Raw genomic sequence first — 24,023 nt, 5'->3', positions numbered from 1 at the left:
GTTCTTCGTCCTGCTGTCGGTGGCGGGCAACGACACCACCCGTCAGACCATCAGTCATACCCTGCGGGCGCTCACCGATTTTCCCCGCGAGAAGGCATGGCTGCTCGAGGATTTCGACAACCGAATCGGCACGGCCATCGAGGAGTTCATCCGGTGGGCGACGCCGGTGATGACCTTCCGCCGCACCGCCGCAACGGATATCGAGCTGGGCGGTCAGGCCATCCGGGCGGGGGAGAAGGTGGTCATGTTCTACCCGTCCGGCAACTGGGACACCGAGGCGTTCGACCACCCGGAGCGCTTGAACCTGAGCCGCGACCCCAACCCCCACGTCGGCTTCGGCGGTGGCGGGCTGCACTTCTGCCTCGGTGCCCACGTCGCGCGCGCGCAGCTGCGCGCCATCTTCGGCGAGCTGTTCCGTCAACTGCCCGACATCGCGGCGGGCGAGCCGTCCTACCTGGCGGGCAACTTCGTGCACGCCATCCGCAGCATGCCGTGCACCTTCTAATGCGTTGCCAGGGGCGCTAACTCGTCGGCGAGCAGGGCCAGCAACTCAGAGCAGCCGCCATCGACCTTGACGCTGGCCAGATCGTCGCCGCGGGTACCGCCACGGTTGACGATGGCCACCGGGATGCCCAGCGCGGCGGCGTGACGCACAAACCGGTAGCCGGAGAACACGGTCAGCGACGAACCGGCGACCAGCAGCGCATCCGCCGCCTCGACCAACCTATACGCTTGGGCCACAACGTCTTTGGGGACGCTTTCGCCGAAGTAGACGATGTCGGGCTTGAGCATGCCGCCGCAGCGCTCGCAATCCAGATACCGGAACGACGCGGTGTCCGCGACGACGGCGTCGGCGTCGGGCGCCACCGCCAGCCCACCGATGGCCTCGGCGCGCTCGATGAATCCGGGGTTGAGCTCTTCCAGCCGGTCGGCCAGCGCGGCGCGGGCCATGGTGGAGCCGCAGCTCAGGCAGATCACCCGCGCGTAGGTGCCGTGCAGGTTGATGACGTTTCGGCTGCCCGCCTTGGAGTGCAGCAGGTCGACGTTCTGGGTGATCACGCCGGTGACCACCGACGCGGCCTCGAGCGCGGCCAGCGCCCGGTGGCCCGCGTTGGGCAGCGTGTCGGCCATGTGGCGCCATCCGACGTGGTTGCGCGCCCAATACCGCTGCCGAAACGCCGGATCGCTGGTGAACTGGCGGATGGTCATCGGGTTGCTCGGCGGCGAATCGGGCCCGCGGTAATCGGGGATGCCCGAATCGGTGGACAGGCCCGCGCCCGTCAGCACCGCGATCCGGCGCCCTGCCAACAGCGTGACCAGTTCCGGGGATTCTGCGCAGCCGACGGTCACCACACCCAGAGTACGAGGCTCAGCCCAGGCAGTCCGCGGCCGTCGTGAGCTCGGCGGACATGTTCTGCTCCATCATCTTCAGGGCGGCCTCACACAGTTCGTTGTCGATCCCGGCGACGGCGTCGGTGGGGATAACGACGGGGAAATGGCGCACGTAGGCGTCCAGCGCGGTGTAGAGAATGCACTGCTCGGTGACCTGGCCGGTCAGGATCACCCGCTTGGTCTCCAGCCGGTTGAGCAAGTAGTCCAGGGGTGACGCGTAGAAAGCGCTGTGCCGCACCTTGGTCATCACGCGGCACTCGTCGGCCGGCAGGATCGGCTTCACCAGATCGGGCCTGGCCCCGTCGCATGCGGACCGGACGATATCGGAGAACTGGGCGGTGAAATCGCCGTAGTTGTCGTTGATGTACACCAAGTCGACGTCGTCGGTTTCACGGGCCCGGCGGACCAAATCGGTCAAAGGCTCGATGATCTTCTCGACATTGGGTATTAAATTTTCAGCGTCGGGATGCTGATACGTGTTCAACATGTCGACTACCAGGACAGCAGTGTCGCTCATGTCGTCGGGGATACCCGGCCGCGGCGAGTTGACACGCCAGCGACGACAATGGAAGGGCGATGGACTTTTACAACGCTTACAGCCAGGGGTTCGTCCGCGTCGCCGCATGCACCCACCACACCGCCATCGGTGACCCGGCCGCCAACGCCGAGACGGTCCTGCGGATGGCGCAGGAGTGCCACGACGACGCCGTCGCGCTGGCCGTGTTCCCGGAGCTGACCCTGTCCGGCTATTCCATCGAAGACATCCTGCTGCAAGACCTGCTGCTCGACGACGTCGAGACGGCCATCGAGGAGATCGTCGCGGCGTCGGCCGAGCTGCTGCCGGTGTTGGTCGTCGGTGCCCCGCTGCGTCATCGGCACCGGATCTACAACGCCGCGGTGGTGATCCATCGCGGCGCGGTGCTGGGGGTGGCCCCGAAGTCGTACCTGCCCACCTATCGGGAGTTCTACGAGCGCCGCCAGATCGCACCCGGCGATGACGAGCGTGGCACCATCCGGCTGGCCGGCGTCGAGGCGCCGTTCGGTCCCGACCTGCTCTTCACGGCTTCCGACGTGCCCGGCTTCGTGCTGCACGTGGAGATTTGCGAGGACATGTTCGTGCCGATTCCGCCGAGCGCCGAGGCCGCGCTGGCGGGTGCGACGGTGCTGGCCAACCTGTCCGGCAGCCCGATCACGATCGGGCGCGCCGAGGACCGCTGCCTGCTGGCCCGGTCGGCCTCGTCGCGTTGCCTGGCCGCCTACGTGTATTCGGCTGCCGGAGAAGGCGAATCGACGACGGATCTGGCCTGGGACGGCCAAACCATGGTGTTCGAAAACGGCGTGATGCTGGCCTCCTCCGAGCGCTTTCCCAAGGGGGAGCGGCGCAGCATCGCCGACGTCGACGTCGAACTGCTCCGCTCGGAGCGGCTGCGGATGGGCACCTTCGATGACAACCGGCGCCACCACCGGACGACGACGGACTCCTATCGGCACATCGAGTTTCGGTTGGACCCACCCGGCGGGGACATCGGCCTGCGCCGCGAAATCGAGCGCTTCCCCTTCGTCCCCGCCGATCCGCAACGGCTGGAACAGGATTGCTTCGAGGGCTACAACATCCAGGTCGCCGGCCTCGAACAGCGCCTGCGCGCGCTGGATTTCCCGAAGGTGGTCATCGGGATCTCCGGTGGGCTGGACTCGACGCACGCCCTGATCGTGGCCGCCCGCGCCATGGATCGCGAACAACGGCCGCGCAGCGACATTTTGGCGTTCACGCTGCCTGGCTTCGCCACCGGGGACCGCACCAAACGCAACGCGTCCGAGCTGTGCCGCACGCTGGGTGTGACGTTCGCGGAGATCGACATTCGCCAGAGCGCGGAACTGATGCTCAAGGAGATGGATCACCCGTTCGCGCGCGGCGAAAAGGTGTACGACGTCACCTTCGAAAACGTCCAGGCCGGTTTGCGCACCGACTACCTGTTCCGGTTGGCCAACCAGCGTGGCGGCATCGTGCTGGGCACCGGTGACCTGTCCGAGTTGGGACTGGGCTGGTCGACCTACGGGGTGGGCGACCAGATGTCGCACTACAACGTCAACGCCGGCGTGCCCAAAACACTGGTCCAGCACCTGATCCGCTGGGTCATCTCGTCGGAGCAGTTCGAACCGGAGGTCAGCGAGGTGCTGCAGTCGGTGCTCGACACCGAGATCACCCCGGAGCTGGTGCCCAGCGGCGAGGAAGAAGAGCTGCAGAGCAGCGAAGCAAAAGTGGGTCCATTTGCGCTGCAGGACTTTTCATTGTTCCATGTGCTTCGCTTCGGATTCCGGCCGTCCAAGATCGCCTTTTTGGCCTGGCACGCCTGGAGCGATCCCGACCACGGCATCTGGCCCCCCGGCTTCCCCGAGGACAAGCGGCCGTCCTACACGCTCAAGGAGATCCGGCACTGGCTGCAGGTCTTCGTGCAGCGGTTCTATTCGTTCAGCCAGTTCAAGCGCTCGGCGCTGCCGAACGGGCCCAAGGTGTCGCACGGGGGTTCGCTGTCGCCGCGGGGGGATTGGCGCGCGCCGTCCGACATGTCCGCGCGCATCTGGCTCGACGAGATCGAACGCGAAATCCCCAAGGACTAGCCTGCGCGCACGGGCCCGCCCGGATCACCGAGCGGGCCTGCGAGCATTCGCGCTCACGCCTTGGCGCGCCGCCACCCCTGGTACTGCACTTCGGCGAACACCAGCGTGTAAGCGCCGGCCGCCAGGTTCAACACGACGCCGGCCGACGTCAACGGAAAGACGTCCGCGAGCACCAGAACGATCGCGGCCACCGTGTATGCCACGTTGGCGATGATGACGCCCATGCCGGCGCGCCGCACCGATGGCAGGCTGGCCAGCCCGAACACCACCACGCCGTACGCGATCAAGAACGCGGCCATGGCGTACTCGAACGCCTTCGTGGTGCCCGAGAGGTCGGCGAGCCAGCCGGCAAACGGCAGACCGGCCAGCCCGACCAGCCCGCTGATGGCGGCGTCGGCGCGCATGGCGAGCCGAAGCAAGCCGTCCCGGGTACCGGTGCGGTCAAGCGTGATAGCGGACATGATGTTCCTTTCTCTGGCGGACTGCGATCGCTACCGACGCTGCTCCCAGCCCACTGCCAGATCGACGCCGGGCGCTGCCAAACACTGCCAACCGCAGGTCAGCGGGGCGATCGGTGGCTAGCGCTCGTAGGTTCCGGTCAGCGTGCCCCGCGCCAGCACGTGACCGCGCATCGCGGCCAGCAGCCCCTTGGCGTTGGTCACGGCGTCCGGAATGGTGACATCGAGCGCGAATACCTGAAAGCGGTAGTGGTGTGGCCCATGGCCGGGGATCGGCCGTGGCCCGGCATAGCCGCGGTGACCCAGGTCGGCCCGCGGGAAGCGGATTCCCGGGCATCCCGGCTGCAGCGCACCCGCGGCCACGCCGCCGACGCTCGGGTCGATCACCGCGACGGTGTGCAACAGGGGCCGGGGCAGCGGGACGTCGACGTCGTCCATGACGAGCACGACCTGGCGGGTGCGGCCCGGCAGCGCGTCCCAGCGCAACGGCGGGGAGGCGTTGTCGCCGACGCCCTTGCCGGCGCTGGACGCCGGCATGGCGCCCCCGTCGCTGAACGCGGTGCTGGTTACGGCGATGGTCGTGGGCGCCTCGAACGCGCCGCCGGCGAGCGGGCTTCGGCGGGCACCCGCGCGCACCCCGCGCAACGCCCGGCCCAGACGCTCGATCACGCGCCGCTGCCCGCGCCGCGCATCGCCACCGCGGGTGAGCGCAGCAGGTCGCCCATTTCGGTAGGCAGGTAGCCCTGCCGGGCGAGCCGGGGCAGCACACCGCCGCTCTCGATGATGTCGAGGATCAGGTCGGGCAGGCGCGCGACGGTGCCCGCGGCCCCGGTGGTGTCGTTGCGCCAGCTGCCGTCGCCGAGGTCGAAGGTTCCGGTGTCGCCGTCGCTGAACGCCGAGGTGGCCTCGGGGACGGTGATCGCCGGCAGCCCGGAGTTCACGGCGTTGCGGAAGAACAGCGAGTTGAATTCCTCGGCGACCAGGCCGGCGACGCCGAGTTCGACGAACAGCGCCGCCACCGGGCGTGACGAGCCGAGCCCGAAGTTCTTGCCGGCCAACACGATATCGCCGGGGGAGACGTCGTCGGTCCAGCCGGGCCGCACCTCGTAGAAGATGTGCTTGGCGGCCTCGGCCGGATCCATCTTCATGGCGAACGCCGGATACATGGCGTCGGTGTTCAGGTTGTCGCCGAACACCCATACCTTGCCGCTGAAGCGCAGTGTCATGCGGTCACACTCCTCGGGTCGCTGATGTAGCCGGTGACCGCGGATGCGGCGACGGTGGCCGGGGAGGCCATGAAGATTTCGGCCTCGTTGCTGCCCATGCGCCCGGTGAAGTTACGGGTGCTGGCCGTGATGCAGACCTCGCCGGGCCCCACCACACCCATGTGGTAGCCGAAGCAGGCGCCGCAGGTGGAGTTGGTGACGACGGCGCCGGCGTCGGCGAGGTCCTGAAGGTAGCCGCGACGCATGGCCTCGCGGTACACGGCCTGGGACGCGGGCGTGATCAGCAGCCGCACGCCCGGCGCAACGGTCTTGCCGCGCAACACCTGCGCGGCGATCTGCAGGTCCTCGAGTTGTCCGTTGGCGCAGGAACCGATGAAGGCCTGATCGATTTTCTGTCTGCCCAATCGTGATACCGGCGATCCGTTGCGGCTGACGGTGCCCGGCCGCGCCACGTACGGTTCCAGCGCCGCCAGGTCCACTCGCCGCACGTCCTGATAGGCGGCATCGGAATCCGGTGAGACGGCCTCGAATCCGGTGACGCCGCGTTCGGCGAGGAACGACGCCAACACGTCGTCGGGCTCGAATGTGCTGAAATCGGCCGACACCTCGGCGCCCTGCGTCGCGATGGTCCGCCGGTCGTGCATCGGGATGCCGGCCAGGCCGGGCCCGCCGAATTCGAGGTTCTGATTGGGCGCATCGCCGTACTCGTTGGCGATGTGCAGGAAGATGTCCTTGCCGCTCACCACGTCCGGCTTGGCGCCGTCGAATTCGTAGCGGATCGTCGGCGCGACCTGGAACCACGTGGAGCCGGTGCACATGATCGAATAGATCTCGGCGGGACCCAGGCCACGGGCGGCGGTGTTGTACGCGCCGGCCGCGCAGGTATGAGAGTCGGTGCAGGCCAACAGTTCTCCCGGGCGCGCCAAGCCGTTCTCGGCGATCACCTGATGGCAGATGCCGTGGCGGCCGACGTCGTAGAAGCGCTCGATGCCGAAGTCGGCGACGAAGCTGCGGGCGTGCTGACCGCCCTCGGCGTCCTTGATGGTCGGGGCGGGCACGGCGTGATCCATGATCACCGCGAGCTTGTCGGGATCGTGAATTCGGTTGGGCTGTATCCACATGGTGCCGAACTGCAGGTCGATCAGGACGGTCATGTCCACGTCGACCACGACGGTGTCACCCGGGGCCACCGAGTCCAACCCGGCCTTGCGGGCGAAGATCTTTTCGATGACGGTCATGCCCATGAGCGGTCCCCGATCTGTGCGTACTTGTCGTCGAGCGCCCGCCATTGCGCCATGCCCACCAGGTTGAAGAAGTCTTCCGGGGAGCTCGGCAGCTGGGTGGCGAGGTCGGTGCCGTTGAGTTCGCACAGGCTCTGCAGCATGGCGAACGTCGTCTGCATCAACAGATTGCTCGGATGGATGGCGATCGCGTAACCCAACTCCTGCAGGCGCGACGCCGACTGCAACGGTGTGAGGCCGCCGAGCACCAGGTTGATCAGCAGGGGGGCGTCCACTTCGGCTGCGATGCGCTCGATTTCGCCGACGTCCTGCGGCGCCTCGACGAAAATGATGTCGGCCCCGGCTTGTGCGTACCGGTTGGCGCGCTCGATCGCGGCGTCCAGCCCGAGTGGGCCGCGCGCGTCGGTGCGGGCCACCACCAGCAGGTTGTCGTCGGATCTGGCATCCAGTGCGGCCGCCAGCGTCCGTTCGAACACCGTCGCGTCGACGACCTGCTTGTCCGGCAGGTGCCCGCAGCGTTTGGGAAATACCTGGTCCTCCAACTGGATGGCGGCCACCCCGGCCGCGTCGTAGGAACGGACGGTGCGCACCACGTTCATGGGTCCGCCATAGCCGGTATCGGCGTCGGCGATCAGGGGCACGTCGCCCAGGGCGTCGGTGACCATCGCGACCCGATCGGCCATTTCCGTCGCGGTGACCAGGCCGATGTCGGGCAGTCCGAATCCCGACGCGGCCACACCGGCGCCGGTCAGATATGCCGCGACGTGTCCGGTCCGTCTGGTCAGGTGTGCCGATATTCCGTCGAAAACGCCCGGCGCGACGATCAATTCGCGCTTGTTCAACAATTCTTTGAGCCGAGAGCGGGCCGGTGTTGTCGCCATCTGAGTCCTTTCAGTCCAGTGCGCCCGCGACGGGGCCGGCGAGCACATCGATGAGGTCGTTGATGTCGGTCAGGTCGTCGAGCCCGGTCACCGCGCGCTCGATCGCCGCGGCGCGGCCGCGACTGGTGACCCGGTCGGCCAGGGCGTGGAACTTGGCCACCAGTTCGTCGTTGGTGACCGGATCGTCGGGCGCGCCGTGCGGCAGGGCGACGCGCGCGCGGCGCACGGTTCCATCCCGGGTGGTCACCGCGAGGTCGGTGCGGAACTTCTCGGTGATGCCGGCGTCGGCCAGCGATTCGTCGAGGTGCACCGTGGTGGCCGCGATCAGTGACCAGATGTCGTCGGCATCAAGGCGCGCGGGGGTGAACTGTTCGGGCAGCACGTTGCCGTCGAGCAGCGCGGCCGCGGTGGCGTATCCGATGTTCATCTGGGCCCCGATCGGGGGGAGCGGGCGCTGCGGCTGCCACCACCCATGCTTGTACACGGTCTCCCCGACGGTGATGTCGACCGACGAGATATCTTCCGGTGCAATCGAATTCCGCAATTCCCGGGCGGCGTCGATGGCGCCGTGCAGCCCACCCATCGCCGCATAGGATTTGACCATGATGACGGTGGTCTCCCAGCGCTGGCCGAGCTCGCCGGTCAGCGCCGCGGCATCCGGGTTGTGGCCCTCACCGAAAACGCTGAGGAAGCCGCCGTATTCGCGCTCGAACACCCGCTTGATTCCGGTGTAACCGCCGGCCGCCAGACCCGCAGCGTAGAAGCCGTTGCGGGCGGCCAGGCCGTGGTGCATGCGTTTGCTCATCGCTTCGTATTGAGCGGCCATCAAACCCGCCGACTGGGTTGCGGCCAAACCCAGGGCGTCCTCCAGCTGCGCCGGTGGCAGGCCGCGCAATTTGCCGGACGCCATTGCCGCCGAATGGGTGCCGAAGACGGGTCCCGAATGCCATCCGCGGTCCAGCATTTGGGTGCCGTGCAGGGTGTAGCCGACGCGCGGACCCACCTCGAACCCGACGATGGCCGCCAGTGCCAGGTCGGCCCCGGTCGTCGGCACCGGGCGTGTCGACGCCGTCGACAGCAGCGCCGGGATGAGCAGCGAGCAGCTGTGCAGCGGGGCCAGCGGATGGAAATCGTCGAGTTCGAAACCCTGGATGAACGTGCCGTTGAGCACCGCGGCCGCGGGCGCGCTGGTCCGCTGTCCGGTGCCGATCACGACGCTGTCGCCGGATCCCTCCAGACCCAGCACGGCGTCGGTGGCGACGCGCGACCACGGTAATTGGGCGCCCACCAGGGCGCAGCCGACGCCGTCGAGCAGGAGGTGTTTGGCGCGCTCGACGACGGTGGGCGGGACGTCGTCGAGCGTGAGATCGGCGACCCAGGTGGCCAGGCGCCCGGTCGGTCCGGCCGGATCGGTGGCGGCCCGCTGCTGCACCGCGGTCATCGCGACCCCCTCGGGCTGGTAGACGTCTGAGTAGTTGTTATATGTTTATAACAACTAATGCGGTCGCGCAAGGGAGGCGGTGTGGAAGCATTGGGCACCGTGCAGGAGCGCAGCGACAAGGCCGGCCCGGTGTCCGCGGCCGCCGGTGTGCCGTTGCACCGGCAGCTGTTCCTGGTGCTGCACGACGAGATCGACCGCGGGGTCATCGCCCCCGGCGAGGCGTTGCCTACCGAGCAGACGCTGTGCGATCAGTTCGGGGTCTCCCGCATCACCGTGCGCCGCGCGCTGGCCGACCTTGCCGAACAGGGTTACATCGAGCGCAGGCAGGGTGTGGGTTCTTTTGTGCGCCAACATGATCCGGCCGACGTGCCCACCGGTCGCTCATACCTGCAAGAACTGCGTCAGACCCAATTCGAAACCGAGGTCGAGGTCGTCGAACTGGGCACCCGGCCGCCCCCACGGGTGGTCGCCGAAACCCTGCGGCGCGGCGGCGATCTGCTGCACATCGTGCGGGTGCGGCGGCAACGCAGGACCGGTGAGCCGTTGCTGGTGACCGACGCTTGGCTGCCCCCGGAGTTGGCCCCGGTGCTGACCGAGGCGGCGTTGCGGCGCGCGCCGCTCTACGAGCTGTTGACCGACAATGCAGTCACGGTGAACCGGGTGCGGCACGAGATCACGGCCGAAATCGCGGGTCCGCGCAACGCGCACCTGCTCGACATGCCGATCGGCGCCGCCGTGTTGCGGGTCAACCGCCTCGTGTACGCGGCCGACGCACCGCATCACTACCTGTCGGGCCTACTGTCGCCGAGCCGAAGTCGTGTGCTGCTCAGCCAGTCCGCCGACGAGCTCGAAACCGGCGACGGCCTGCGAATCGCCCACGATGTCGGCGGGCGCAGCGGCTAGGACGCGCCCCGCAGCGCCTTGTCGATCGCCTGGGCGTCCGGCGCGCAATCACCGGCGCCGGCGACAAGGGTCGCCAGCGCACCCGCTGCGCAGGCTCGCTGCAACGCCAGTCGCCGCTGATCCACCGAGCCGGGGTTGGGTGGCCAATTCGCGGCCAGGACGCCGGCGAACACGTCACCGGCTCCGGCGGTGTCCACCGCGGCCACCGTCGGGGCCGGTACCGTGTATTCGCCGTCCGCGCCAACGTAACGGGCGCCGTGCGCGCCCAGCGTCACGACCAAATGTTCTGGGCGCCAGGGCCATTCGTCGGCCTCCTCTTCGTTGGTGATCACCACGTCCGCCGCGGCCGCCAAGTCGCCCAACGAGCCGGGATCCTGGCCGGCCGGCGAAGCGTTCACGACGACGACCGCTCCGGCCGAGCGCGCGTGGTGCGCGGCCGCGACGGCCGTGGGCACCGGAATCTCGAGCTGGGTCAACATCACATCGCAGTCGCCGACGACCGAGCGGGCACGCTCGTCGCTGAGCGTGAAGCGGCCGTTGGCGCCCGCCGCCACCACGATCGTGTTCTCGGCGTTGGCGTCGACCACCACGATGGCCGTGCCGCTGGGTCCGGGGATTTCGACGGCCCCGTCGAGCCTGACGCCATTGGCCTCGAGGTGCGAGCGCAGTCGGCCCGCGGCCGCGTCATCGCCGAGCGCTCCGACGAACTGCACCGTCGCGCCCGCGCGCGCCGCCGCCACCGCCTGATTGCCCCCCTTGCCGCCGGGGGTGTGCGTCAACGACGACGCCAAAACCGTTTCGCCAGGCCGTGGAAGGGCGTCCACGCCCAACGACAGATCGAGATTCACGCTGCCCACTACACAAACGCGTGTCATGCCGCCGACGTTAGTCGGACCGGGATGCCAAAGCACACCGGGGCGACCGGCACTTTCGACGCCGAATCGCGTCCTGGCAAACGCCGAATATCTCGATGTCCGCGCGATATTCTGCTGCGTTAGGGGTGCAGGATCGAACGAGAAAAGGGCAGGCGATTGACCACGAGCGAGCTGACGGACGCCGAACCCCATACCGATACCGGTCCGGCCCAACCGGCCGCAAAGCGCGTGCGGCAGCGCGCCCTGGCCCGCTTCCGGTTCGGTATCCAGTCCAAGATCTTGATCACGATGCTGCTGTCGAGCATTTTGGGTGTGGCGGTGATCGGCCTCATCGGCGCCGTGTCCGGCCGTAACGCGTTGCGCCAAGTCGAATCGGAACGGTTGATCGAGTTGCGCGAGTCGCAGAAGCGGGCCGTACAGGCGCTGTTCCGGGAGGTCTCGAATTCGCTGATCGTCTACAGCGGCGGCTTCAGCGTCAACGAGGCGATGACGACGCTGACCACCGGATTCGGTCAGCTGGGCAACGCCACGATCACGCCCGTGCAACAACAGTCGCTGGTCAACTATTACGACGACGACATGATCAAACCGATCAAGCAGATCACCGGGGACACCATTGACATCAGGGCGGTCCTGCCAAGTTCCAACGCGCAGAAATACATTCAGGCTTACTACACCGCCGCCCCCCGGCCGGGCCCCGACGGCCTGCCCGTCCAGGACGCCGGTGACGGCAGCGCATGGTCGGCGGCCAACGCCCGCTTCGACTTCTACATGCGCGGCATCGTGACCCGATTCGACTATCAGGACGCGCTGCTGCTCGACATGCAGGGAAATGTCGTCTACAGCGTGATGAAGGGGCCCGATCTGGGCACCAACATCCTCACGGGCCCCTATCGCGAATCCAAGCTGCGGGAGGCATACCAAAAGGCCTTGGCGTCCAACGACCTCGACTTCGTCTGGATCACCGACTTTCAGCAGTACCAGCCGCACCTGGACACCCCCACGGCGTGGGTGGTGTCACCGGTCGGCATGAACGGCAAATTCGAAGGCGTGATGGCGCTGCCGGTTCCGGTCGCGAAGATCAACAAGATCATGACCGCCGACAAACGCTGGGACGCCGCCGGAATGGGGCCGGCGACCGAGACCTATCTGGCGGGCCCCGACGACCTGATGCGTTCCGATTCGCGGGATTTCATCGAGGACCCGAAGGGCTATCGGCGCCAGGCGATCGACGCCGGCACGCCACCCGATGTGGTGGACCGAGCGCTCCGGCTGGGCAGCACCACCCTGGTGCAGCCGGTCGACACGGCCGGGCTGCGCGCGGCCCAGCGCGGCGAGACGGGGGTGGTCAGCGCCACCGACTACACCGGCAACAGGGAGCTGGAAGCCTATGCGCCGCTGAGTATCCCCAATTCCGACCTGCACTGGTCGATCCTGGCGACGCGCGACAACTCCGATGCGTTCGCCCGCCTCGGCAGGTTCAGCAAGACGCTAGTGGTGGCGGTCGCCGCGATGATCTTCGCCATCTGTGTGGCCTCGATGTTCGTCGCGCAGGCCGCGGTGCGACCGGTCCGGCGTCTCGAGGAAGGCACCCGCAAGATCAGCTCGGGTGACTACGAGATCAATATCCCCGTCCGGCGCCGCGACGAAATCGGGGATCTCACAGCGGCTTTCAACGAAATGAGCCGCAACCTGGCCATCAAGGAAGAGCTGCTCAACGAGCAACGCCGGGAAAACGACCGCCTGTTGCTGGCGCTGATGCCCGAGTCGGTGCTGCGGCGCTATCGCGAGGGCGAGGAGACCATCGCCCAGAAACATCAGGACGTGGCCGTCATCTACGCCGACATCGTCGGCCTCGACGAGATTTCCAGCGACGTGCCGGAAGACGAATTGGTCGCGACCGTCAACGATCTCTTCCGGCAATTCGATTCGGCGGCCGAAGCCCTTGGTGTCGAACGGATTCGGACGTTCCACAACGGATATCTGGCCAGTTGCGGGGTGGTCACGCCCCGGCTGGACAGCATCCACCGCGCCGTCGACTTCGCCCTGGAAATCGGTCGCATCATCGATCGGTTCAACAGCCAGGCGGCACACCAGCTGGGGCTGCGTGTCGGCGTCAACACGGGCAACGTGGTCAGCGGGCTGGTCGGCCGGTCCAGCCTGGTCTATGACATGTGGGGCGGCGCGGTCAGCCTGGCCTATCAAATGCACAGCGGCGCACCGCAACCGGGCATCTATGTCAGCTCGCAGGTGTACGAGGCGATGCGAGATGTTCGGCAGTTCACCCCCGCCGGCACGATCTCCGTCGGCGGTACCGACCAGGCCATCTACCGGTTGCAGGAGCGCTGATGAACCTGTTCAACTCGTCGTGGTTCTATTGGGCGATCGGCATCGCGGTCGGGTTGCCACTCGGGTTGATCGCGCTCACCGAGCTGCACGACGCGCTGCTGCGCAGGAACAGTCCGCTCGCCAGGCAGGTGAGCCTGCTGCGCAACTACCTGCTGCCGCTCGGTGCGCTGTTGCTGCTGCTGGTCCAGGCCTCCCAGGTCCCCGCCGGCGACGTTCCGGTGCGCGTCCTCACCACGGTTTTCGGTCTGCTGGTGCTCGTCCTTGTGCTGTCCGGCCTCAACGCCACGATGTTCGAAGGCGCGCCCGAAAAGAGTTGGCGCAAAAGGCTACCCGGCATCTTCCTGGACTGCGCGCGGTTGGTGGTGATCGGCGTCGGCCTGGCGGTGATGTCGTCCTACATCTGGGGTGTGCGGATCGGCGGCATCTTCACCGCGCTGGGCGTCACGTCGGTCGTCATCGGTCTGATGTTGCAGAACTCCGTCGGCCAGATCGTGTCGGGCTTGTTCATGCTGTTCGAGCAGCCCTTCCGCATCGACGAGTGGCTGGACACCGGCACCGCGCGCGGACGGGTGGTCGAGGTCAACTGGCGCGCCGTGCACATCGATACCGGCAGCGGGATTCGGGTCATGCCGAACGCGATGCTCGCCGGCAATGCGTTCACCAATCTGAGCCGCCCGCCCGGCACCCACAAGCTGGCGGTGACGACCACGTTCTCCACCGTCGACCCGCCGGACCGGGTGTGTGCGCTGCTGTCGCGCATCGCTGAGGGGCTGCCTCAGCTCAAGGCCGGCAGCGTGCCGCGGACGGTCCCGGTGGGAGCGGGCGAGTACCGCACGACCATCGGGTTGAATTCACCGGCGGACGCCGGCGCCGCCAAGGCGATCTTCCTGCGCTGGGCCTGGTATGCCGCGCGACGGGAGGACCTGCACCTCGACGGCGCCGACGACGACTTCTCCACCATCGAACGGGTCGAGCATGCGTTGCACACGGTGGTGGCGCCGGCGCTGCGGATCGGCGCCGAGGAGCAGCGATCGCTGCGGTCCGCCGCGAGGATCGTCCGATACGGCGCCGACGAGGTGGTGGAGTACGCCGGCCAGGTGCCCACCACCATGACGTTCCTGGTCGCCGGGCGGGTGCAGCTGACCGCGACCGCCGACGACGGGTCGACGGTGCCGATCAGCACGCTGGTCGAGGGGTCGTTCCTGGGGCTGACGGCGCTGACCCGGCAGCCGAATCTGGCCAGCGCGTACGCGCTGGAAGAGGTGACGGCGCTGGAAATCGACCGGGAACACATCGAACACCTGGTGACGCGGGCGCCCCTGCTGCTGCAGAACTTTGGCAACATCATCGAGGAGCGGCGCAGCAAGGTGCGCAGCGCCGGGCGCGGTGAGCGGGTCGGGTAGTGGCGATCGCGAGCGCGGCGGTGCCGGGCGATGCGGGTCGCCACCGTCGGTGGTAGTGGCGATCGCGAGCGCGGCGGTGCCGGGCGATGCGGGTCGCCACCGTCGGTGGTAGTGGCGATCGCGAGCGCGGCGGTGCCGGGCGATGCGGGTCGCCACCGTCGGTGGTAGTGGCGATCGCGAGCGCGGCGGTGCCGGGCGATGCGGGTCGCCACCGTCGGTGGTAGTGGCGATCGCGAGCGCGGCGGTGCCGGGCGATGCGGGTCGCCACCGTCGGTGGTAGTGGCGATCGCGAGCGCGGCGGTGCCGGGCGATGCGGGTCGCCACCGTCGGAGGTAGTGGCGATCGCGAGCGCGGCGGTGCCGGGCGATGCGGGTCGCCACCGTCGGGGTAACGGGCCGCCTCACCCTGGCTTTTTTCGCCGGATACCCTGGTTCAATGAGTCTGCAAGCACCATCGCTTCCTGACTTGCGCCAGGAGGTGCACAACGCCGCACGCCGCGCCAGGGCCGCATCCCGTGTCCTGGCGTTGTTGCCGACGGTTGCCAAGGACCAGGCGCTGAGCTCCGCGGCCGACGCGATCACCGCCCACACCGAGTTGATCCTGTCGGCCAACGCCGAAGACCTCGAGGCCGCCCGGGCCGCCGGGACGCCCGCGGCGATGCTGGACCGGTTGGCATTGGACTCCAAGCGCGTTGAGGGCATCGCCGCCGGCCTGCGCCAGGTCGCCGGGCTGCCGGACCCGGTCGGGGAGGTGTTGCGCGGCTACACGTTGCCCAACGGGCTGCAGCTGCGTCAGCAGCGGGTACCGCTCGGGGTCGTCGGCATGATCTACGAGGGCCGGCCCAACGTGACCGTCGATGCTTTCGGTTTGGCGCTGAAGTCCGGCAACGCCGTGTTGTTGCGCGGGAGTTCGTCGGCGGCCCGGTCCAACCAGGCGCTGGTCCAGGTGCTGCGCGCCTCGCTGGTCAGCGAGGACCTGCCCGCCGATGCGGTGCAATTACTTTCGGCCGATGATCGCTCGACCGTGACGCATTTGATCCAGGCGCGCGGCCTGGTCGACGTAGTGATTCCGCGCGGCGGCGCGAGCCTGATCAACGCGGTGGTTCGCGACGCGCAGGTGCCCACCATCGAGACCGGCGTCGGTAACTGCCACGTGTACGTGCACGACGGCGCCGACCTGGACGTGGCAGAGCGAATCCTGCTGAATTCCAAGACCCGTCGGCCCAGCGTCTGCAACGCCGCCGAGACGCTGCTGGTCGACGTCGCGATCGCCGAAGAGGCGCTGCCCCGGCTGGTGAACGCCCTGCAAGACGCCGGCGTGACGGTGCACGGCGGATTCTCCAAGGATGCGCACGAGGACGACCTGCGCCGGGAGTACCTGTCGATGGACATCGCGGTGGCGGTGGTCGACGGCATCGACGCCGCGATCGCGCACATCAACGAGTACGGCACCGGACACACCGAGGCCATCGTGACCACCAATATGGCTGCGGCGCAGAAGTTTACCGACGGTGTTGACGCCGCCGCGGTGATGGTGAACGCGTCCACCGCCTTCACCGACGGCGAGCAGTTCGGTTTCGGTGCCGAAATCGGCATCTCCACCCAGAAACTGCATGCCCGCGGTCCGATGGGGCTGCCCGAATTGACCTCGACCAAATGGATCGCGTGGGGAGACGGACAGACCCGTCCGGTCTGATGCCCCGCGTGCAGCAAGTGCTTTAGGAGAACCGATTGTGAGTGTGCCCGCCCGGTCCAAGCCGTTGTTCGACGACATCGACGACGTCTCGCGGCGGTTGGCCGAGACCGGCTACCTGCCCGACACCGCCACCGCGACGGCGGTGTTCTTGGCCGACCGGCTCGGCAAGCCGTTGCTGGTGGAAGGCCCGGCCGGCGTGGGCAAGACCGAGTTGGCCCGCGCCATCGCGCAGGCCACCGGCTCGGGCCTGGTGCGCCTGCAGTGCTACGAGGGCGTCGACGAGGCCCGCGCGCTCTACGAGTGGAACCACGCCAAGCAGATCCTGCGTATCCAGGCCGGGTCGGGGGACTGGGACCAGACCAAAGACGACGTGTTCAGCGAGGAGTTCCTGCTGCAACGTCCGCTGCTGACCGCCATCCGGCGCACCGAGCCCACGGTGCTGCTCATCGACGAGACCGACAAGGCCGACATCGAGATCGAGGGCCTGCTGCTGGAGGTGCTGTCGGACTTCGCGGTGACCGTCCCCGAGCTGGGCACCATCACCGCCGAGCGGACGCCGCTGGTGGTGCTCACCTCCAACGCCACCCGCGAACTCTCCGAGGCGCTCAAGCGTCGATGCCTGTTCTTGCACATCGACTTTCCCAGTCCCGACCTGGAACGCCGCATCCTGCTGTCGCGGGTCCCCGAGCTGCCCGCGCACCTGGCCGAGGAGCTGGTGCGCATCATCGGCGTGCTGCGCGGGATGCAGCTCAAGAAGGTCCCGTCGATCGCCGAGACCATCGACTGGGGCCGCACGCTGCTCGCGCTGGGCCTGGACACCATCGACGACGCCGTCGTGGCGGCCACGCTGGGCGTGGTGCTCAAACATCAATCCGATCAGCAGCGCGCGACCGGCGAACTGCGGCTGAATTAGGAAGTCTGCGATGGCCACCCGCCGTGTCCGACCCACCCGGCCGCTCGCCCCGCACGGGCTGCCGGGCCACCTGGTGGGATTTGTGGAAGCCCTTCGCGGAGCGGGGATTTCGGTCGGCCCCTCGGAGACGGTGGACGCCGGCCGGGTGATGGCGACGCTCGGCCTGGGCGACCGCATGGTGCTGCGCGAGGGCCTCGCGTGCGCCGTGCTGCGCCGCCCGGATCACCGCGAGACCTATGACGCGATGTTCGACCTGTGGTTCCCGGCGGCGCTGGGCGCACGCGCGGTGGTCACCGAGGACGAGGCCGACGACTCGCCCGACGACGGCGCGTTGCCGCCCGACGACGTCGAGGCGATGCGCCAGATGCTGGCCGATCTGCTGACCGAGAACCCCGACCTCGCCGACATGGACGAGCGCCTGGTCGCGATGATCGCTCGGATCGTCGAGGCCTACGGCAAATACAGCTCCAGCCGCGGCCCGTCTTTCTCGTCGTATCAGGCGCTCAAGGCGATGGCGCTCGACGAACTCGAGGGCAAGCTGCTGGCCGGACTGCTCGCCTCGTACGGCGACGAACCCACCCCCAGCCAGGAAGAAATCGCTAAAGCTCTTGCCGCGCAGCGCATCAGCCAGTTGCGTAAGCTCGTCGACGCCGAGACCAAACGGCGCACCGCGGAGCAGCTGGGCCGCGATCACGTCCAGATGTACGGCATCCCACAGCTTTCCGAGAACGTGGAATTTTTGCGCGCCTCCGGTGAGCAGCTGCGCCAGATGCGCCGGGTGGTGGCGCCGCTGGCCCGCACGTTGGCAACCCGGCTGGCGGCGCGCCGGCGGCGCAGCCGGGCGGGGACGATTGATCTGCGCAAGACGCTGCGCAAGTCGATGTCCACCGGCGGGGTGCCGATCGACGTCGTGCTGGCCAAGCCACGTCCGGCGCGCCCGGAACTGGTGGTGCTCTGCGACGTGTCCGGTTCGGTCGCCGGCTTCAGCCATTTCACCCTGTTGCTGGTTCACGCTCTGCGCCAACAGTTCTCACGTGTACGGGTGTTCGCCTTCATCGACACCACCGACGAGGTGACCCACATGTTCGGCCCGGAAGCCGATCTGGCGGTGGCGATTCAGCGGATCACCCGCGAATCCGGCGTCTACAGCCGCGACGGCCACTCCGACTACGGCAACGCCTTCGCGTCGTTCGTGCAGGCGTTCCCCAATGTGCTCTCACCGCGCACCTCGCTGCTGGTGCTCGGCGACGGCCGCACCAATTACCGCAATCCGGAGATCGAGCTGCTGAGTCACATGGTGACCGCCAGCCGGCACGCGCACTGGCTGAATCCCGAGCCCAGGCACCTGTGGGGCAGCGGTGACTCGGCGGTGCCGCGCTATCAAGAGGTCATCCCGATGCACGAATGCCGGTCCGCCAAGCAGTTGGCCGCGGTGATCGACCAGCTGCTGCCCGTATAGCCTCGGCACCGAAGCGCTCGCCGCATGGCCATATGCTCCACTGCGGCGGAGGGCGCTCATCTTCCCGGGCGCCGGTCGCGGTGCGTTGCCGGGCGCCCGCGGCGCGGATCACGACCGCCCGCACGATCTCAAGCACCCTAGTCATCAGGCCGAGCCACGAAACCGACGTCAAAATCGACCCCGACTTCGCAAGTGTGCCCGCCCAATCGTCATTGCAAGTCGTCAAGTGCAACGGCGACGATTAGGGCGAGTCGTACGTGCAGCACCCGTGACGAACAAAGGAGTTTCGCCAGTGCGGCTATGGCAACTGCCCGCGACCGAACTCGCCAGCTTGGTCCGATCGCGCGAAGTCTCGGCGCGCGAGGTCGTTGAGGCGGCCTTGGATCGGCTCGATGACGTCAACGGTGCGATCAATGCGGTGGTTGATCATCACCGCGACGAGGCATTGGCCGCCGCCGCCATGATCGACGAACGGCTGCGCCGCGGCGATGAGGTTGGACCGCTTGCCGGTGTGCCGGTAACGGTGAAGATCAACGTCGACCAGGCCGGCTACGCCACCACCGACGGCGTGACGCTACAGCGTGACCTCATCGCCAAAAGCAACAGCCCCGTCGTCGACAATCTTCTGAAGAGCGGTGCGGTGCTCATCGGCCGGACGAATGCGCCCGCATTCTGCCTCCGTTGGTTCACCTCAAATCAATTGCACGGGGAAACCCGCAACCCACGGAACGCGGACCTAACCCCTGGTGGCTCGTCGGGCGGGGCCGCCGCGGCAGTCACGGCGGGCATCGGCGCGATTGCCCACGGAACCGACATCGCAGGTTCGATCCGCTATCCGGCGTACGCGTGTGGGATACACGGGTTGCGCCCGACACTTGGCCGCGTCCCCGCATTCAATGCCTCTCTCCCCGAACCGACCATCGGCGCCCAGCTCGGGCGAGTTTCAGGCCCGTTAGCGCGCAGCGTCGCCGACCTCCGGCTGGCATTCGCGGCGATGGCGGCTCGAGACGCCCGCGACCCGTGGTGGGTGCCCGCGCCCCTGTCAGGTCCGCCCCCTGTGGCCAAGCGAGCGGCTTTCTGCGTGGCGCCGGACGGGCTTGGCACCAGACCTGAAGTGGCGCAAGCGGTCCGCGACGCGGCCGAGCGGCTCAAAGCCGCGGCGTGGGACGTGGACGAGCTGGCCACCACCCCGCCACTCGCCGAAGCAGCCGATGCGCAAACCAAACTCGCGTTCCTTGACGGGTACGACGACAAGCTTGCGGCTGCCCAACGGGAGGGCGACCCGGGCGCGTTGAATGTGCTGGCGCGTCTGCGCGAGCAAGCCGTCGCTTTCGACCTGACCGCGTTCTCCAAGTCGCTGAGTCGCCGAGCCACACTTCTGCGTGACTGGCTGACGCTGTTCGAGAATTACTCTGTCCTGGTGATACCGGTCAGCGCCGAGCTGCCTTTCGCGAACCATCTCGATATGCAAGGCGACGCCGCATTCGCGCGGGTATGGGCCGCACAGCTCACCCAGCTCGGTTTGCCCTACCTCGGGCTGCCGGCACTGACCGTGTCGACCGGTCTGCTCGGCAGCACGCCGGTCGGCGTGCAGATCGTTGCGGGCCGCTACCGCGAGGACCTGTGTCTGGCCGCCGGAGAAGCGATCGAAGCTGTGGGTACAGCAGTCTCACCGATCGACCCGATGCCGGGATAGGGTCGCAGCGCCGCCGCCCGACCAGGGAAATCGGGCCGTAACACCGGCTCAAGTAAGCTGGCAAATCGTGCAAAAGCAGCTTCGCAGGTTAGGGGTGATGGGTGGGACGTTCGACCCCATCCACTACGGCCACCTGGTTGCCGCCAGTGAGGTCGCCGACCTGTTCGACCTCGACCAAGTGGTGTTCGTGCCCAGCGGTCAGCCCTGGCAGAAGGACCGGCACGTCTCGGCCGCCGAGGACCGGTACCTGATGACGGTGATCGCCACGGCGTCCAATCCCCGTTTCACGGTCAGCCGGGTCGACATCGACCGCGCCGGCCCCACCTACACCAAGGACACTTTGCGCGACCTGCACGCTCTCAACCCGGACTCCGAGCTGTACTTCATCACCGGGGCCGACGCGCTGGCCTCCATTCTGTCGTGGCAGGGCTGGGAGACGGCGTTCGAGCTGGCCCGCTTCATCGGGGTCAGCCGGCCCGGTTACGAGCTGCGCCGCGAACACGTCACCGGCGTGCTCGGCGAGCTGCCCGACGACGCGCTGACCCTCGTCGAGATCCCGGCGCTGGCCATCTCCTCGACCGATTGCCGCCGCCGCGCGGCGCAGCGCCGCCCGCTGTGGTACCTGATGCCCGACGGCGTCGTGCAGTACGTCTCCAAGCGCCGGCTCTACCGCGACGACGTCGTGCCGCCGGTGCCGGCCAGCGAAATACGCCTGAGCGCAGGGGATCACCCATGAGCGCCACCCAGGAGGCCATCGACATGGCCACGGTGGCCGCCGGTGCCGCCGCGTCGAAGCTTGCCGACGATGTCATCGTCATCGACGTCTCAGCGCAGTTGGCCATCACGGACTGCTTCGTGATCGCCTCGGCCTCCAACGAGCGACAGGTCAACGCCATCGTCGACGAGGTCGAGGAGAAGATGCGCAAGGCCGGTTACAAGCCGGCGCGTCGCGAGGGAACCAGGGAAGGCCGCTGGACGCTGCTGGACTACCGCGACATCGTCGTCCACATTCAGCACCAGGAGGACCGCGACTTCTATGCCCTCGACCGGCTGTGGAGTGACTGCCCGGTGGTGCCGGTAGACCTCGATGAGGGCCGCGCCAACTCCGATGAGTCGGGTGCGTCATGAGGGTCCGTCGTCTGATCATGTTGCGGCACGGGCAAACCGAGTTCAACGCCGGCAGCCGGATGCAGGGTCAGCTGGATTCCGAACTCAGCGAACTCGGCCGGGCCCAGGCCGTCGCGGCCGCCGAGGTGCTGGGCAAACTGCAGCCGTTGCTCATCGTGTCGTCGGATCTGCATCGCGCCTACGACACGGCGGTCAGGTTGGGGGAGCTGACCGGCCTGCCGATCCGGGTCGACCAGCGGTTGCGGGAAACCCATCTCGGCGACTGGCAGGGAATGACGCACACCGAGGTCGACGCGCAGGCCCCCGGCGCCCGGCTGGCCTGGCGCGAAGACGCCACCTGGGCACCGCACGGCGGTGAGAGCAGGGTCGACGTCGCCGCTCGCAGCGTGCCGTTGGTTGCCGAACTGGTGACCGGCGAGCCGGAGTGGGGCGAGCCCGACGGGCCCGATCGCCCGGTGGTGCTGGTGGCCCACGGCGGGCTGATCGCCGCTTTGTCGGCCGCGCTGTTGAAGCTTCCCGTCGCCAATTGGCCGATCCTGGGTGGCATGGGCAATGCCAGCTGGGTGCAGCTGTCCGGCCACAACGACGATCCGGCCGACGAATTCGACAGCATCCGTTGGCGTCTGGATGTGTGGAACGCTTCGGCCCAGGTGTCCAACGATGTCCTCTGAGCGGCCGCCGAAGCCCACCCTGCTGATATTCGCCGACTCCCTGGCCTACTACGGCCCGACGGGAGGGCTGCCCGCCGACGATCCCCGGATCTGGCCGAATATCGTTGCTGCGCAGCTGGGTTGGGACGTCGAGCTGATCGGCCGCATCGGGTGGACGTGCCGCGACATCTGGTGGGCGGCGACCCAGGACCCGCGGGCGTGGGCGGCGCTACCGAGGGCGGGTGCGGTCATCTTCGCGACCGGCGGCATGGATTCGCTGCCGTCGGTGTTGCCCACCGCGCTGCGCGAGCTGATCCGCTATGTGCGGCCGCCGTGGCTGCGGCGCTGGGTCCGCGACGGCTATGGCTGGCTGCAGCCCAGGCTCTCGCCGGTGGCCAGATCGGCGCTGCCACCACACCTGAGTGCGGATTACCTCGAACAGACCCGTGGCGCAATCGATTTCAACCGGCCCGGTATCCCGATCGTGGCGTCGCTGCCGTCAGTGCACATCGCCGACACCTACGGCCGGGCCCACCACGGCCGCGCGAGCACGGCGGCCGCCATCACCGAATGGGCGCAAAACCACAACGTGCCCCTGGTCGATCTGAAAGCCGCTGTCGCCGAACAGGTGATGAGCGGTCGGGGAAACCCGGACGGGATTCACTGGAACTTCGAAGCCCACCAGGCGGTCGCGGAGTTGATGCTCAAGGCGCTCGCCGAGGCCGGCGTGGCAACGATGCAGCGGGGGCACCTCCCGCTTGCGGGGGACGCGCAGCGCGATGAGGAGGCGCCGCGCAATCAGGCCGGCGTGCCCAACGAGAAGCCCCGCGGGTAGCGCTGGTGACCGTCATGGTGGTGACCGACTCGTCGGCACGGCTGCCGGCCGACCTGCTCGAAAGGTGGGGAATCCGGGTCGTTCCGCTGCACATCTTGCTCGACGGCGCGGATCTGCGTGACGGTGTGGACGACGTTCCCGATGACATCTACAAACTGGCGGCCACCACCGCGGCGGCCACCCCGGCCGAACTCGCCGACGCCTATCAGCAGGCGCTGGCCGACAGCGGCGCCGACGGCGTTGTGGCCGTACATATTTCGTCGGCGCTGTCGGGAACGTGCCGGGCCGCCGAACGCACCGCGGCCGACCTGGACCCGAACGTGCGGGTCGTCGACTCGAAGTCGGCCGCGATGGGCACCGGCTTCGTCGCGCTGGCCGCGGCGCGGGCGGCGGCCGACGGCGCAAGCCTCGACGCCGTCGCGGACGCCGCGCACGCGGCCGTGGACCGCGGGCATGCCTTCATCGTGGTGCACCGCCTGGACAACCTGCGCCGCAGCGGACGCATCGGCGGGGCGAAGGCGTGGCTGGGCACCGCGCTGGCGCTCAAGCCGCTGTTGCGTATCGATGACGGCAAACTCGTTCTGGCCCAACGGGTCCGCACCGTCAGCCATGCCACCGAGGCGATGATCGACCGGGTCTGCCAGGTCGTCGGCAACGATGCCGCCGCCCTGGCGGTGCATCACGTCGACAACCCGGATGGCGCCCGGGAGGTGGCCTCAGCGCTGGGCGAGCGGCTGCCGGCGTGCGAACCGGCGATCATCACCGAGCTGGGACCGGTGCTCGCGCTGCATGTCGGTGCGGGCGCGGTCGCGGTGAGCGTGGCGCTGCCGCCGGAGTAGTTGCAGGCGCCACTAACGAA

23 protein-coding genes are annotated in these 24,023 nt (G+C 68.1%); 14 read left to right on the top strand and 9 right to left on the bottom strand.

Features of this window, described 5'->3' with window-relative positions; translation table 11 throughout:
* Window positions 1-505: cytochrome P450 (locus A5622_RS06720; RefSeq protein ID WP_156752867.1), on the top strand; the 505-nt coding region annotated here is incomplete at its 5' end.
* Here the strand turns inward: A5622_RS06720 and A5622_RS06715 are convergent.
* Window positions 502-1,350, bottom strand: coding sequence for an NAD-dependent protein deacetylase (locus tag A5622_RS06715; protein WP_066877455.1), 849 nt, complete (start codon window positions 1,348-1,350; stop codon window positions 502-504). The genes A5622_RS06720 and A5622_RS06715 overlap by 4 nt on opposite strands.
* A gap of 19 nt (window positions 1,351-1,369) precedes the next feature.
* The gene (locus tag A5622_RS06710) at window positions 1,370-1,909 is read right to left on the bottom strand and encodes a cysteine hydrolase family protein (protein WP_066867070.1); all 540 of its coding nucleotides are present in this window, start codon (window positions 1,907-1,909) and stop codon (window positions 1,370-1,372) included.
* A gap of 59 nt (window positions 1,910-1,968) precedes the next feature.
* Here A5622_RS06710 and A5622_RS06705 point away from each other — a divergent pair, with 59 nt between their 5' ends.
* Window positions 1,969-4,011: an NAD(+) synthase gene (locus A5622_RS06705; RefSeq protein ID WP_066877447.1), complete on the top strand. Its 2,043-nt coding sequence runs from the start codon at window positions 1,969-1,971 to the stop codon at window positions 4,009-4,011.
* A gap of 53 nt (window positions 4,012-4,064) precedes the next feature.
* On the opposite strand, the gene A5622_RS06700 is transcribed toward A5622_RS06705, so the two are convergent.
* From A5622_RS06700 to A5622_RS06675, 6 genes are all read right to left on the bottom strand, one after another.
* Complete coding sequence (locus A5622_RS06700) at window positions 4,065-4,472, bottom strand: hypothetical protein (protein ID WP_066867075.1); 408 nt, start codon at window positions 4,470-4,472, stop codon at window positions 4,065-4,067.
* A 117-nt stretch (window positions 4,473-4,589) separates the two neighbouring features.
* Entirely contained in the window at window positions 4,590-5,138 is a 549-nt protein-coding gene (locus tag A5622_RS06695; protein WP_066877445.1) for a YbhB/YbcL family Raf kinase inhibitor-like protein, read from the bottom strand.
* Window positions 5,135-5,695 (bottom strand): 3-isopropylmalate dehydratase, encoded by a 561-nt coding sequence (locus A5622_RS06690; RefSeq protein ID WP_066877443.1) that lies wholly within the window; start codon window positions 5,693-5,695, stop codon window positions 5,135-5,137. Before A5622_RS06690 ends, A5622_RS06695 begins: the two co-directional genes overlap by 4 nt.
* Entirely contained in the window at window positions 5,692-6,939 is a 1,248-nt protein-coding gene (locus A5622_RS06685) for an aconitase/3-isopropylmalate dehydratase large subunit family protein (RefSeq protein WP_066877441.1), read from the bottom strand. The genes A5622_RS06690 and A5622_RS06685 overlap by 4 nt, the downstream gene beginning before the upstream one ends.
* The gene (locus tag A5622_RS06680) at window positions 6,930-7,817 is read right to left on the bottom strand and encodes an oxaloacetate decarboxylase (RefSeq protein ID WP_066867084.1); all 888 of its coding nucleotides are present in this window, start codon (window positions 7,815-7,817) and stop codon (window positions 6,930-6,932) included. The genes A5622_RS06685 and A5622_RS06680 overlap by 10 nt, the downstream gene beginning before the upstream one ends.
* 10 nt (window positions 7,818-7,827) lie before the next feature.
* Window positions 7,828-9,258, bottom strand: coding sequence for an MmgE/PrpD family protein (locus tag A5622_RS06675; RefSeq protein WP_066867086.1), 1,431 nt, complete (start codon window positions 9,256-9,258; stop codon window positions 7,828-7,830).
* Between the two features lie 90 nt (window positions 9,259-9,348).
* Between A5622_RS06675 and A5622_RS06670 the strand changes: the two genes are divergently transcribed.
* Window positions 9,349-10,161: a GntR family transcriptional regulator gene (locus A5622_RS06670; RefSeq protein WP_066877453.1), complete on the top strand. Its 813-nt coding sequence runs from the start codon at window positions 9,349-9,351 to the stop codon at window positions 10,159-10,161.
* Here the strand turns inward: A5622_RS06670 and A5622_RS06665 are convergent.
* Complete coding sequence (locus A5622_RS06665) at window positions 10,158-11,036, bottom strand: ribokinase (protein ID WP_066877439.1); 879 nt, start codon at window positions 11,034-11,036, stop codon at window positions 10,158-10,160. The genes A5622_RS06670 and A5622_RS06665 overlap by 4 nt on opposite strands.
* Before the next feature lie 156 nt (window positions 11,037-11,192).
* Between A5622_RS06665 and A5622_RS06660 the strand changes: the two genes are divergently transcribed.
* The 11 genes from A5622_RS06660 to A5622_RS06610 all read left to right on the top strand — a co-directional run bounded on the left by A5622_RS06660 (window position 11,193) and on the right by A5622_RS06610 (window position 24,003).
* Entirely contained in the window at window positions 11,193-13,385 is a 2,193-nt protein-coding gene (locus A5622_RS06660; RefSeq protein ID WP_066867090.1) for an adenylate/guanylate cyclase domain-containing protein, read from the top strand.
* Window positions 13,385-14,788 (top strand): mechanosensitive ion channel family protein, encoded by a 1,404-nt coding sequence (locus A5622_RS06655; RefSeq protein WP_066877437.1) that lies wholly within the window; start codon window positions 13,385-13,387, stop codon window positions 14,786-14,788. The genes A5622_RS06660 and A5622_RS06655 overlap by 1 nt, the downstream gene beginning before the upstream one ends.
* A 435-nt stretch (window positions 14,789-15,223) precedes the next feature.
* Complete coding sequence (locus tag A5622_RS06650; protein WP_066867095.1) at window positions 15,224-16,483, top strand: glutamate-5-semialdehyde dehydrogenase; 1,260 nt, start codon at window positions 15,224-15,226, stop codon at window positions 16,481-16,483.
* A gap of 37 nt (window positions 16,484-16,520) precedes the next feature.
* Entirely contained in the window at window positions 16,521-17,396 is an 876-nt protein-coding gene (locus A5622_RS06645; RefSeq protein WP_007769847.1) for a MoxR family ATPase, read from the top strand.
* Window positions 17,397-17,406: 10 nt separating this feature from the next.
* The gene (locus A5622_RS06640; RefSeq protein ID WP_066877435.1) at window positions 17,407-18,855 is read left to right on the top strand and encodes a VWA domain-containing protein; all 1,449 of its coding nucleotides are present in this window, start codon (window positions 17,407-17,409) and stop codon (window positions 18,853-18,855) included.
* A 292-nt stretch (window positions 18,856-19,147) separates the two neighbouring features.
* Window positions 19,148-20,551: an amidase family protein gene (locus A5622_RS06635; protein ID WP_066877433.1), complete on the top strand. Its 1,404-nt coding sequence runs from the start codon at window positions 19,148-19,150 to the stop codon at window positions 20,549-20,551.
* Window positions 20,552-20,618: 67 nt separating this feature from the next.
* Window positions 20,619-21,287 (top strand): nicotinate-nucleotide adenylyltransferase, encoded by a 669-nt coding sequence (gene nadD, locus A5622_RS06630; RefSeq protein WP_082994539.1) that lies wholly within the window; start codon window positions 20,619-20,621, stop codon window positions 21,285-21,287.
* Window positions 21,284-21,679, top strand: a complete 396-nt coding sequence (gene rsfS / locus A5622_RS06625) for a ribosome silencing factor (protein ID WP_066867105.1) — start codon at window positions 21,284-21,286, stop codon at window positions 21,677-21,679. The genes nadD and rsfS overlap by 4 nt, the downstream gene beginning before the upstream one ends.
* Complete coding sequence (gene gpgP, locus A5622_RS06620) at window positions 21,676-22,350, top strand: glucosyl-3-phosphoglycerate phosphatase (protein WP_066877429.1); 675 nt, start codon at window positions 21,676-21,678, stop codon at window positions 22,348-22,350. The genes rsfS and gpgP overlap by 4 nt, the downstream gene beginning before the upstream one ends.
* Window positions 22,340-23,164, top strand: a complete 825-nt coding sequence (octT, locus tag A5622_RS06615) for a diglucosylglycerate octanoyltransferase (RefSeq protein WP_066877427.1) — start codon at window positions 22,340-22,342, stop codon at window positions 23,162-23,164. Before gpgP ends, octT begins: the two co-directional genes overlap by 11 nt.
* Before the next feature lie 5 nt (window positions 23,165-23,169).
* Window positions 23,170-24,003 carry a DegV family protein gene (locus A5622_RS06610; protein ID WP_066877425.1) on the top strand — a complete coding sequence of 278 codons (834 nt, stop codon included), beginning with the start codon at window positions 23,170-23,172 and terminating at the stop codon, window positions 24,001-24,003.
* The last annotated feature ends 20 nt before the right edge of the window (window positions 24,004-24,023 follow it).

Origin of the sequence: Mycobacterium sp. 1245801.1 (assembly GCF_001673055.1) — a bacterium.
Taxonomy (GTDB): Bacteria; Actinomycetota; Actinomycetes; order Mycobacteriales; family Mycobacteriaceae; genus Mycobacterium; species Mycobacterium europaeum_A.
This window is presented reverse-complemented; position numbering and strand designations above follow the sequence as displayed.